This window comes from Chryseobacterium sp. GW821-FHT04C04, assembly GCF_059420365.1.
Genome location: NZ_JBWKTO010000005.1, coordinates 260,066 through 273,517, shown reverse-complemented (window position 1 = coordinate 273,517; position 13,452 = coordinate 260,066). Strand labels below are relative to the sequence as shown.

7 protein-coding genes are annotated in these 13,452 nt (G+C 37.5%); 4 read left to right on the top strand and 3 right to left on the bottom strand.

Translation table 11 applies throughout. The features are described from left to right. Positions 1-249: 249 nt before the first annotated feature. Positions 250-1,263, bottom strand: coding sequence for a glutaminase A (glsA, locus tag AC07UM_RS18060; protein ID WP_494681450.1), 1,014 nt, complete (start codon positions 1,261-1,263; stop codon positions 250-252). Positions 1,264-1,772: 509 nt separating this feature from the next. On the opposite strand from glsA, the gene AC07UM_RS18055 reads away from it, so the two are divergent. From AC07UM_RS18055 to AC07UM_RS18045, 3 genes are all read left to right on the top strand, one after another. After that, entirely contained in the window at positions 1,773-6,665 is a 4,893-nt protein-coding gene (locus AC07UM_RS18055) for a PKD domain-containing protein (protein WP_494681449.1), read from the top strand. A gap of 71 nt (positions 6,666-6,736) precedes the next feature. Continuing rightward, on the top strand, positions 6,737-8,608 hold the full coding sequence (locus tag AC07UM_RS18050; RefSeq protein ID WP_494681448.1) for a T9SS type A sorting domain-containing protein: 1,872 nt from the start codon (positions 6,737-6,739) through the stop codon (positions 8,606-8,608). Positions 8,609-8,794: 186 nt separating this feature from the next. Further along, complete coding sequence (locus tag AC07UM_RS18045) at positions 8,795-9,493, top strand: DUF1826 domain-containing protein (protein ID WP_494681447.1); 699 nt, start codon at positions 8,795-8,797, stop codon at positions 9,491-9,493. Positions 9,494-9,615: 122 nt separating this feature from the next. Here the strand turns inward: AC07UM_RS18045 and AC07UM_RS18040 are convergent, their stop codons facing one another. Next, on the bottom strand, positions 9,616-10,464 hold the full coding sequence (locus AC07UM_RS18040) for a sialate O-acetylesterase (RefSeq protein ID WP_494681446.1): 849 nt from the start codon (positions 10,462-10,464) through the stop codon (positions 9,616-9,618). 2 nt (positions 10,465-10,466) lie between these two features. Next, entirely contained in the window at positions 10,467-11,021 is a 555-nt protein-coding gene (locus AC07UM_RS18035) for a TetR/AcrR family transcriptional regulator (protein ID WP_494681445.1), read from the bottom strand. Between the two features lie 287 nt (positions 11,022-11,308). Between AC07UM_RS18035 and AC07UM_RS18030 the strand changes: the two genes are divergently transcribed. Then, on the top strand, positions 11,309-13,108 hold the full coding sequence (locus AC07UM_RS18030; protein ID WP_494681444.1) for a hypothetical protein: 1,800 nt from the start codon (positions 11,309-11,311) through the stop codon (positions 13,106-13,108). Positions 13,109-13,452 lie beyond the last annotated feature (344 nt).

Here is a 13,452-nt window from a genome sequence, read left to right as displayed (position 1 = left end):
TGTGATTTAATCTGAATTATTTATGAATTTTATCTATCATTTTGATAAATAAACAGATAGGAATTTTAAGAAATAATTAAATTATATTTTCGAAATTCATAAAAAAAACAGTAAGTATCTGATATACTTACTGTTTTTGAATGTGTTAATCGTTAAGAATTTTTCTGATTAATATCCTTTAAAAGGTTGTTTTGAATCAATTATAAACCCATATTGTTTATTAAGTGTAAATGAATAGGTTGTTACGATTTAAAAAATACTTAATCCATACTGTTTCGCCAGGTCTAAGATCATATGGTATCCGGCTAAAGAATTTCCATGCTGATCCAAAGCAGGGCTGAATACGCCGATTCCAATTTTTCCCGGAACGCTTACCGTAATTCCGCCACCTACGCCAGATTTGCTGGGCAGTCCTACCATTCTGGAATATTCGCCGCTGAATTCATACATTCCTGCTGTTAGCATCTGTGATTCTACTAATTTTGCCATGTCAGTATTTTTATATGTTGAATCACCATCAAATCTTACACATTGGTTGGCAAAGAAATACCCTATTTTCGCCAGATCTTCAGCAGTAAGCTCAATAGAGCATTGTTTGAAATAGTTATCCAGCTGATCCTCGTTTCCTGAAATCAATCCACTGTTTTTCATAATATAAAACATCCCACGGTTTCGGTGTCCTGTTGATTTTTCAGACTCATAAACAGACTTATTGTACTCTATCGTTTGATTTTTGGTAATATATCTTACCATGTCCAGTATTTTAAGGAATGGTTTCTCACCTTCCCCTGAAATTAATGAAGTGGTAAGGATAGCTCCTGCATTCATCATCGGATTAAGGGGCTTGCCTGTACTTTCAAGATTGGAAAAATGATTAAAAGGTTTGTCGGAACCGAAATATCCCATTTTGTCAAAAATATGGGTTTCTCCTTTTTCACTGACAGCAACCATTAATGATATAATTTTGGAAATACTCTGCATGGTGAATTTTTTATTTACGTCACCGGTGCTGAATACTTTGCCATTTTTGTCTACCACTGAAAAGGCAATTGCTTTGGCATCCATTTTCCCCAATTCAGGAATATAATCTGCCACTTTACCTTGTGTATAATAGGATCTGTTTTTCTCCAGGATCGTATTGAGTGTCTTTTCTGAAATAGTTGAAATATCTGCTGTTTTCTGAGCGTAAACGATTGTGTTTACAGAGAGAAAAGCTGCGGTAAAAATTCCTTTTGCAGAAAATAAAAAGCTGTTGTTTTTCATAGGGAAGATCTTCAAATAAATATTTATGATAAGCCTCGAAAAACAAAGATAAAGTATTTTAATCTTGTCAGCAATTCTCCTTTACGATACTCATAGTGGTTCGTTATAAAGCAGAATATAAAGATCACATAAAAGCTTGTTGTAAGAGTAAGTATATTATGTAAAAATAGTTTGTTTTTCTTGTGATTTTGAATACGATTAATTTTAATCTAAATATTATTTTTTTAGGAAAAAATACACAAATTCAATTCTTGGTCATTATTTTGGTTTTTAATATGATTAAAATATAGGATTTTATTTGTTGAAAAAACACCTAAAGCTCCAGTAATTGGGGAATTCTTAAATTTTTTCGCATAACTAATATAGTGGTGAAATAACATATATGCAGGAATTCATCTATATTGTTGGGTATGAACTGTGAAAGAATGTTATTTTTTAACTATTAAATGATTTTTGTATTATTATTTTTATTAATTTGACAAAAAATTAGTAACACTTTTTTAATAACTATGAAAAACAACACCTATTTTGGTAGGCAGCACGTCTTCAGATGGCTCCTGCTATGTTGGCTTTTGGTGCCCTGGGCACTACAAGCACAAGCTCAAATTACATGGACCGAACAGGTCGGATGCCAGGAATTCCGCGGCGAAAAAGAAGGTCAGATCCCTGACAACGGAATCGCCAGTTCCTACATCAATTCTTCCCAGTGCCTCCGGGTCTGCGAAAAATCATTAGACCCTGTCAAATATCTGGTTCAGGGATCCAATGTTTCTAATGTACAATGGTCGGTTTCAGGAGGAACTGCTACCATTTCCGGAACCGGGAATACCTTAGCGTATGTTACGTGGGGGGCTGCCGGTAATGGTTCTTTACAGGCTGTGATCACTTACAATGACGGAACTGTGGAAACACAGACCATCTGTATTGAAAAAATCAACAGACCTATTGCTAAATTTGAATTGTTAAATCTGGATGCTACCGTATGTAACAATACAACGGTGTATTTTGATAATCTTTCCGAACAAAACGGAGGGTCAGATATTATCAATTATTACTGGCAATTCGGAGATGGAGTAACTTCCACATCCACCGCTTTTGAGCCGTCTCACACCTACACTACTGCTGGTACTTATACGGTTCAGCTTACTGTAACCAATAAGTGCGGATGTCAGAGTAAATTTAAAAAAGAGATTAAGGTTCTGAAATCATATCCTGTACAGATCAACTGTGCTTCTGTAGTTTGCGAAGGAAGCAGAGAGAAGTACAATGCACAGGATGGATGTAATAAAGGACAATGGAAAGTTATCGGTGGACAAATTGTTGCCAATAACGGTAACGACATTGAAGTAATTTGGGATCAGGTAGATCCGCTTGACGGTTTCGGGTATGTAATGTACATGTCTGAATGTGCTTGCCCTGAATGGACTACTATTAAAATCCCTGTGATTTTAAAGAATGCAAAAGTGAAAGGACAGGATGTGGTATGTGCTGGTAAGCAGTATACCTATTCAATTCCTCAGTGGCCTACAACCAAAGTTAACTGGAATGTGTCAGGACCTGCAGGAGGTCAGTTGGTGAATACTCAGCAGAGAAACGAAATTGTTTTCTCAGCAAGTCAACCAGGTACTTACCATCTTGAAGCAACGTATTTCAACACTCTGTTATCATGTGAAGGAACTGCTTCTATTGATATCGTAGTAGAAACACCGGTAACAATAAGCGGTGGTGCAGATGAAATCTGTGCAGGAACAAGCCAGACATTTACAGCTACACCTAATGTACCTGTTATCTGGAAAGTAACCACGGGAGGTTCTACTGTTACATCGGGAGTAGTATCTGGACCATTTACTTATCCTTTTACAACAGCAGGTACTTATACTATTACTGCTGTTAAGCAAGGAGGAGGTTGTGAAAGCAACTCAAGAATTATTAAAGTATTACCAATTCCACAGCCGCCTACAGGAACTATTTCAGGAGAGACTAAAGTATGTCCTGGAAGACCTTACGTATATACCATCAGCTCTGTTGATGCTGGAATGGTACCGGTTTGGAGCGTTACCAACGGAACCATCCAGGGTAGTAATGCAGGTTCTTCTGTAACGGTTATATTTAATGCTGGTGCTTCATCATATACAGTGTCAGCACAGAATAAATCGATCAGTAATGCAGGTTGTTTATCAGCTCCAATTTCGTTCAATGTAGCGCCATTGGATCTTAATACGATTACGATCAATCCTAACCCAGGACCTTTCTGTCCGAGTAGTACTCAGACTTTCAGTGCAAATCTGAATGGAATTGTTCCTGAATTTATGGAGTGGACATTTGGAAGTTCTAACTTCGGAAGTGTGATAGGAGGACAAGGTACAGCGAATATTACGGTAAATTTCAATGAGATCTCTTCTACAAGCAGCACGACTCTGAATTTAAAAATCGTAAAATGCGGGGTAACGAAAATTATCAGCATACCGGTATCTTTACTAACGCTTCCAACAGTTAGCTTTACGAATGTTGGTGGACTTTGTTTAGGTTCGAACCTGTCTTTCACTGTCAATCAGGGAACGATTACTTCGGCTACAAATGTTACTTTTACATTTGCTAACGGAACAACGTATACTACCGCTTTCAATCCAGCTGGAAATTACAGTTTCCCGAATAATGGGTATATCTCAAATACTTCAGGAAGTAACGTTTCTCAGGTAGTTACTGTGACTTATTCTGGAACTAATGGATGTAATTATAAGCCAACAGCAAGTGCTAACTTTACAATATATCCTGAAACCATTATTACGGTTTCTCCGGTATATAATATTGCTGTTTGTGACCCAACAACAATGACACCGTATACTCTTACGGCTAACAGTTCTACGGGACTTACTAATATTGTATCCTGGCAATGGTATAAAAACAATGCAATTATACCAGGTGCTACAACTAACTCATATACCATAGGGGGTGCAGGTGCTTTTGGAACCTATAGAGTACAGGCGGTAGATATTAATGGTTGTGTGGTTTCCTCACAAAATATCAATGTTACTCAGTCTTGTCCGAGCAGTGGAAGCTGTACAACAGATCCTCAGATCAGTTTTGTTCCTTCATGGTCAGGCTGTAATACGATTTCTGTTTCAGGCTTATCCTACCTTGGAACTCCTAATGAGATCCAATGGTTATCAGATAGTGTACTTACTTTAGTTTCCGGTCAGGGAACAGCTTCACCGGTATATCAGACTAATCTTGCTGGTGCACATATTGTTTTTGTGCGTCTTAGATATGGTACTTGCTGGTATAGCAGAGGAATTGAGGTAAGAAAGAACTACGAGCCTAAATTCAATGTAAGTACAGTATGTAACGGAGGGGGTTATAATGTGACTCTTTTCAATACTTCTACTATATTTGAAATCAATCCGTCATCTATTACTTATACATTTACGAGTCCGGGACAACCTACTCAAACAGGTCAGACGGCTACTTATAACAATCTGGCGCCGGGTACTTATACCTTTACAATGACAGTGTCTGCACCTGGAAAACCAACGTGTACTACAACGCAGACTGTTACATTGGCTCCGGTTCCTAGTACAAGCTTCCTGGTTCCAGCCTGGATATGTGTGCGTGAAGCCATCACGTTCTCTCCTCTGTCATATGTTCCTGGAAATACATACACATGGATATTTGATGGTACGTCTTATGTAACGGGAGGACCGAATGCTACGATAACGTATAATACGAGCGGAACAAAAACGATACAGCTGAAAATTAAAACACCTAATGGATGTGAATATGTTTCTGCTGTAACTAATATTAGTGTGAAAGAAGCGATTCTTGATGGTAATATGGCGCCTCCTGCTCTTGTAGCTTGTATAGGAAGTGCTCCTAATATCGTATTCACCAGTACTCTTGGAACTCCTAACCAGTATATCTGGATGAATGGTTCTCAGCCTGTAGCAGGAGCACCAAACTCTCCTGTATTTACTCCAACTCAATCAGGTAGCTACTGGCCGGTGCTGGTATCATCAGATGGATGTAGAACAAGTGTAATGAGTACTAAGGCAATACCGGTAACGCTTAAAAATCCTCCATATGTTAACATATCAGGAAAAACGAATATCTGTCAAGGATCTTCTACAACACTTAGCGGTCTTGTAACAGATAATACATTGGAATACCAATGGAAGAAAAATGGTGCTCTGGCATCAGCTCCATGGGCACCTGGTCCTTATCCAATTACTTTCAATACAGGATCACTATCAGCAGGTACGTATGTTTATACATTGGAAGTAAGAACTCCGGGTGCATCAGGATGTATGAGTTCTAAAAACTTTACCGTTACAGTAAGTGCCCCACCATCACCGGTTACGATAGCTTATAGCCTGGTGAGCTGCCAGCCTTATAGAATTAAGTTAACTGCATCAGGACCATCTGCAGGAAATTATAACTGGAGCAATGGAATGTCAGGTCAGTCAATCACTGTAAATGAAGGAGGTGCTTATCAGGTTATTTATACGGCACCAAGCGGTTGTACAGTATCTAATTATGTAGAAGTACCATTAAGTCTTGAAAGTCTGATGTGGGTATTCCCTACAGGATGCTATGACGAATGTCTTAGAGAGAAGAATTATATTCTGGGACCAAAAGGAGTATTTGATCACCATGATTGGATGTTGTTCGGAAACAGTATTCAGAGTGGAAACAATAATTTCATTTTCCCATTATATATTGGAGCTCCGGGTACCTACCAATTACAGGTTAATCATTTAGGATGTCAGTATACATCCGGAACCATGAATTATTATCCAGGTAAAGAATGTGGATACGAAACAGATTGTAAGATTGAAGGAGAAATTAAAGGAATGAAATGGGTTGGAGATCATTACGCTGTTTTTGGAACAATCCACAATGCAGGAGGTCAGCCGATAAGCTTGAATGTTTCAAGTGTTAATGGATACGGAACTTATATTCCGTCTATTATCACCATTCCAGCGGGAGGGGTATATGATATGAATGCTAATCCATTGGCATTCTATCCAAATCCAAATTTCCAAGGAGTGGATGAGATCTTATTCTCTAATGAAACTTGTAAGTTTAGTACCAAAGCGGTAGATCCGGACTGGATGGGTATGAGAAGTGCATCAAGAAGCGTTACAGTTACTGCAGTTTCTTCTCTGAAAATGATACCAAATCCTGCGAAGGAAAAAGTGAAAATCTCGTATAATACAGGTAATGAAAAATTACTGGCAAAACAGATTACAGTTTTTGATGCCATGGGCAATATCAAATTCCGTAAAGAAGTGAAAGCGGCTTCCGGTGAGGTAGACGTGGAAATTTCCAGCTGGTTGCAAGGTGTTTACATTGTCATTGTACAAACGGGAGACACATCATTACAAGGAAAACTAATTAAAAATTAGTGATTTATAAATCAGTGCTCTCTTCGGAGAGCGCTGTTTTTTTATAGTATATGATAACTAAAAGAATTTTTATGATACAATTAAAAAACAAACTGTGGAGACTGCTTCTGATGCTGCCAGCTTTATCTTTTGGCCAGACCTACCAATGGCAGTGGGGAAAACAGGCAGGCGGGATAACAGGTTCGGCTGATCCGGGGTTTCATTATGTATTTGATGAATCCATACGGGATATTGTAGTGGATAACAACAACAATACGTATTATCTTGCAACTATGCGGGAGCAGGGGCAAAACCTGAATGGTACCTCTGTAACCAATTATGGGCTCAATGATCTTTTTTTATTCTCAACCGATTGTGAAGGGAATATAAGATGGTCCAGACCGATAGGTGGTACGGGAGACGGAGAAAATGCCTGGCATATTAAGGTGGATAATAATGGAGGATTATACATCATGGCTACCATTTATAACAATTCGTATATCGGAGATCCGAATGCTATTCCTGTACATTTTGATGATACTCATACACTGCCTTTGTATACGCACTATGATCAAACTATTGATCCTGCACACAAAGCAGCTTTTCTCTTAAAATACAATACTTCTGACGGTACATTGGCGTGGAGCAAATCTTTGCAGGGGGATGTTAATTATTTCTCCCGTATGTGCGATGTTCAGATGATGTATATGGATTCGTCCAAAAATATCCATGCGGTGATGGGCTTTAGGGCAGGAACTCATTTGAATGGATTGATTACAGTGCCTTCAACGTATACTTCTACTTATCAGTATTATGCCGTTAAATTCAATTATGATACTGCGAATGGAAATATGACACCGGCAGCTCCAGTGCTTCTTCCTATTACCGGAGATGCTATAAATGCTGTAGGAAGAGAGGGAAAAGTAAATATGGTATATGATGAAAGTCTGAACCGTTATTATATTGCAGGTAAAAGAATGGATGCAGGAGCCAGTAACTTGATTGATCTTTCCTACAATAATGTTCCATTTACAAAAGCGGCTTATGTATTGGCCTTTGATGGTACTACCGGAGCAGAGGTATGGAGAAAAGAATTAAATAACGGCACAGCGAGTAATGATGATGAAATTCACTCTATCCTCAAAGATCCGGTTACTTCGGATATTTATATTTCAGGACGGTATTTTAACGGGATAACGGTACCTGCAACTTTTGGAAATTATACTTTTCCTTTGAGAAATTATGTTGAAGCCGTTCCGTTTGTCGTAAAGATGAATGCTTCGGGTTCTGTACAGTGGGCAAGAACACCTGAGGGAATGTCCGGTCTTCAGTTTGGATATCGTTTTACGAAAGGAACAATTGCTATTAATGGAAATGAAGTGGCATTTGCCAAAGGAAGCTGGTCTGATATCTGGGGAAGCTATACCATGACACGTCCTGATGGAGATAGATCAGATCCTTTATTGGTTAGGCTTAACAAAGATACGGGAGCTGTTTTAGGAGCAGGAGAGATTCGCAGTAACTTTAATGTTATAGATGAATTTACAGCAGTGGCTGCAGATAAAGATGGTAACTATGTAGTAGGAGGTTTTTTTCATGACCAATTGTTTACAGACCCTAATGATAATGTCAATACAATGGCTGTAAATGTATTAGGAGGAAAATCTCAGTCTTTTTTTACAAAATATGCTAAATCGGCATGTACTCAGATGTCAGTAGAAGAAACAGCTGTTCAGGCAGGAATACAATTGTATCCTAATCCGGTGCAGGATGTATTGACTATCAGAAGTAAAGAGCCTTTGGTTTCCTATGAAATCTTTGGGGCTACGGGACAACTCGTAAAACAAGGAACTTTGAATATGATGCAGGAACAAGTAGTATTATCCTCTCTTCAGACAGGAGTATATTACATTAAACTTAAAACAAAATCTTCTACAGTAACAGAAAAAATATTGAAGAAGTAAAAACAAAACTGGAAATTAATAACCTTATATACGAACAGCATTCTCCAAAAGAGGATGCTGTTTTTTATATTCTAAAGGGATGATTTATACTTTTCTTTTAATGTTTAAGGTAATAATATAGCAGTACCTTTCATCTATTCCTTATTTTTGCAGAGCATTAAATAACTGAATTTTTTATTCTGAAATATGAGCAATATATTTTCTGATCATCATCAAATTGAAGTAGTATCCAACTTTTCTGAACTGGTGAATACAGGTTTTCAGGGAGCAATGAATGCTATTTGCTGGCACAGAAACTTAGCAGGGGACTTTAAAGAAATTGTGTCTCAACTTCAGTTAGATGAAAATATTACCGAAGTTTCCGTTGAAGACCTTCTATCATTAAAGCTGTCGGAAAAAGGGAATATGGCAAGGGAGATTATTGTAAATGATTTTCAGTTGTTGACAGAGTTTGGAGCTTCCCCAGTTCTTAATTTGCTTAAAAACTATGAACGGGATGAGGAACTTGGTTTCATATCAACCGATGTATATTCATATCATGTCGATCGTTCGCCTGTTGCAACGGACACTTTTTTATGTACCTATTATGGAGCTGCCAGTGATATCATTCCAAATGATCAGGTGGAGCAGAAAATTATGATTCCGGAAATCCGGGAAAAGCTCAAGGAATTACATGACGGTCCGGAAGAAGAATTTGAAGACTTTCTGAAAGAGTATTTTTTCGATCTGCATTATCAACCTAAACCCAATGCAGCACCTGTCAATTTAGGAGTAGGGCACCTTTGGCGGATCGCTGTAGATCATCCGGAACAACAAGCATTGCCATGTGTTCATAGAGCTCCTGTAGAAAACGATGGTGAATATCGGTTGCTTCTGATTTGCTAATGATTATCGATATTTAATATTGAATAAAACATCCATTAAGCATAATAAAAAAATCCAATATCGTAAAGATGTTGGATTTTTCTATGGTTGGCAGTGTATGTTGAAAATATTAGAATGTTCTTTTACTCTTGCCCAATTGCTGTTAACTGGGTTAAATAATCTTTACTTTCAATATTCCCGATCGCAAATTCGTGTTCCAGGAGTTTAATCTTTTCTGTCTTGGTGTAATGGCGGTTATAGAGGATGTCCAATATACTGGCTTCATCCATGATAGGATCTAAAAAGTTCTTAAGGTCACGGTATGCTTGATAATATCTTATTCCCAGTACCCTTTGTGAATGAGCATTGAAATGAACTCCGTCAGGATTCGCCGTAAGCCCTTTTGCGCTAACAAAATAACAGTTTTCATGAGATTGGGCAAAAAGCTCCAGTTCCTTATTGACCAAAGGATAATGAGTGAAGTACTGGCCAAATATTCCGCTTGATAAATAATCTCCCAAACCTCCAATGATAAGTGGTACTTCAGGAATATGTAGTTCTTTCCGCAAAGCATCAATAATTGCAGAAAACTTTTCCTGGTACCTGCCTGCCTTTTCAGGAGAGCAGTCACTTTCGCCTTGGTGCCATAAAATCCCTTTAATCTCACTTGTTCGCTGGGCAAGCCTGGCTTGTGACACTGCATTTTCAAATAGAGCACTCCCTACAGCCCAATCATCAAGGCTCGTTCCTCCATCCGCACATGGAATCAATCCAATTTCGTTTTGTTCATTATCCAGTCTCCAGGCAGCAGCAAATGAGGCAGCAAGTCCAACACCTGAACTGGGACGGTCATAGTTAATAGGTTCAGACATCATCTGCCATAATCCGTTTCTCTGCATTTTAATATGCTCATCAAAGATAGGAGGGACTTCATTTGCGTAGCCCCGCCCCGCCATATTGGATTGGCCTATCATTAAAAAGGAATGTATCATTTTTATTTATTTAATTGTAAGCCTATGCTTCTGCTGAATGAATTCCAGGCTAGTTTTTTTACTTCATTGGGAGCAATATCTCCGGACCTGTATGCAGTGATGGTTGCTGTAATAACGCTGGTGAATAGAATTCTTATCCAGGGTAATGGCAGCTGGCTATCTATCAATTGTTCTTTTTGCAGTTTCAGTATTGCATCGAATAAACCATTTATTGCTTTTAAATAGTCTTTACTTATTTCAACTTCGTAAGTAGGCTCCACTTCATTCAGTTTAATTAAAAAGGCATACTTTGTTCCGCTGTCAATACCCGCATATAATAGATTTTCCAGCTGTACGATGGGATTGACAGAACTGTTACAGGCTTTAATAGCCATTTCTTCCCAAGCTGTCATCATATTTTTGTTGCAAGCTTCTAATAGTTCGTTCCTGCTTTTAAAGTACCTGTGCAAAGTTCTGCGGTTAAGGTTACAGCTTGCTGCGATCTCTTCAATTGTTGCTGAAAAATTCTCGTTTAAGACTATTATGGCTGTATCAATAATTCTTTGTTGCGTATCCATTATTTTTAATTGCCTCAAATTTACGACAAATGTCTCAATATTGAGACATTTATTTTTGATTTATTAAATCACTGTTTGTATTTCCGGCGGATGATAAAAATTTCATAGATTTTTGTTTATAAAATTCTAAAAGCTTGCTGTTTATAGAAAATGGTCTACGTTTTTAAATCAATCAACTTAAAAATTTGCTTACATTTATTTTTTCACATTAAAAATATATTATCATCTGTTGAGCCCTTATTGGCTTATAAATTGATAGTACAAACCTTATTGAATTTTGATTATTAATGAAAAAGTCAGCTATAGTTTTAATTTTCTTTTTAAGTGGTTTTTTTTCTTTAAAAGCACAGGAAAAAAAGGATTCGCTTTATTATAAAATAGAAGAATTTTCAGATCAAAGAAAAGTGACCAAATTTATTCACCGCCTCATATTCCGAAGAGAGGCGGATTCTACTTCCGTTAAGTCCCGGACTGAAAAACTGGCACAGGAAACTTATAACAAAAAATATATCAGAAAAATCCGGATAGAGACCATTGACCCTTTCGGATACGGTTCAAAAGATAATAAAGAAAGATTGAAGTGGTACGACTGGCTGACAGATCATCTTCATTCCAAAACAAAAAACTCTACGGTGAATAATTATTTGCTTTTTGAGGAAGGTGAACAATACAATGCTCAGAAACTCTACGAATCCGAACGTTTGCTCAGAACAATGCCTTTTGTAAACAGAGTTAACATCAGTGTTTCCGACAGTACTTCCAGTAAAGACTCCATTGATGTGGTTGTAAGAGTTCTTGATTCCTGGAGTCTGAAACCGAGAGTCAGCTACTCCGGAAGCAAAATTGGATTGGGCGTTACTGAAGAAAATGTACTGGGGCTGGGGCACACATTTGATTTCCTTTATAGAAATGATTCCAAAGAAAAACAAAATTATGTTCAGGGAAGTTATACCGCATATAATCTTTTCGGTTCTTATATCAATGCTCAGCTTCTTGGGGAGCGTGATTTTTCGAGGAATGAAAGAGTCAATTTCAATGTCCGAAGAGACTTCTTTTCACCCCTTACGAAATGGGCAGGTGGATTTACTTTTGAATATTTTAAGCGAAATGTTTTACTTCCGATAGAAACAGATATTACTTATCCTGAAGTTCAGATCAAAGCGTACAGCCAGGATTTATGGGGTGGTTATCAGATTCCAGTTTCCTCTGGTGCAAGCGAAAAAGTATCCAGTAATATTGCCATCATAGGAAGAGTTCAAAACTACCAGTATAAAGACAGCCCGGAAATCGACCAGTACAAATATTTCAAGTCTTACAGCAGTTTTCTGATGTCTGTAGGATTTATCCGCAGGAACTTTTCAGTTCAAAAGAATATTTTTCAATATGATCTGCCGGAAGATGTTGCCTATGGTAATTCGGTGAATATTATCGGTGGAGCGTTGTCAAGAAGCAGTAATGTGAAACCTTATGTGGGAGTTTCTGCATCTTATGGGGATTTTACACGCCTTGGATATTTCACTGTGAAAGCTCAGTTCGGAAGATTCTTTAATGAAGATAGCCAAAATCGTGAGTCATTCCGCCTGGACGGGACTTATTTTACCAATCTTATGGATTGGAAATTTGCCAAAGTGAGACATTTCTTTTCTCCGACTCTGGCGTTAGGAAATCCACAGCATAATTATTCTTATATCGACCGGATCAATCTTTCTTCTGCAGATGAATTTCCGGTGTACAACTCAGATTATATCGGAACTAAAAAACTGGTGTTAAGATATCAACTTCAGCTGTTTATCAATAAAACCTGGAAAAATTTCCATTTCAGTCCTTATCTAACAATGGCTGCAGGTTGGCTGGGTATGCCCGATGATAAACTGCTCAATACAAAAATGAACACCAAAATAGGAGTTGGTGTCTTAATTAATAATCCGTTTCTGGTTTTCAACAGGATTCAGATTTCTTTTACCTATTACCCCCGTGTTCCTTTTGATAATAATTCAGTCTTTGATTTTAACAGCAATCGAAATAACCTTTTACCAATGAACAGTTTTGCGACAGAGGTTCCGCATTTTGTGAATTTTGGAAACTGATAATGAAATAGCGAAGCATGTAAGAAAGAATGCTGATAGAAGGTTTTAGTAATAAAAAAAGTCAATACTCAACCAGGAAGTTATCATAACTTTTAAACTGATTAAGTATTGACTTTTTTTATTGTATTGTTAAGAATTATTTGCTGATGCAGAATCTGTATTTTTTTTTATTTACAGATCATCATAACGTATACTATCATTTGGGACAAATCGGTATTACTATTAAATTTCTGAACGGAACTATCAGTTTTTAAGTACATTTGGTGAAGAAATGGAGGTTGATTATTTGATTGCAAACATTGCGTGTAAATGATCAATACCAATAGTTTCTTCAAATAGACACC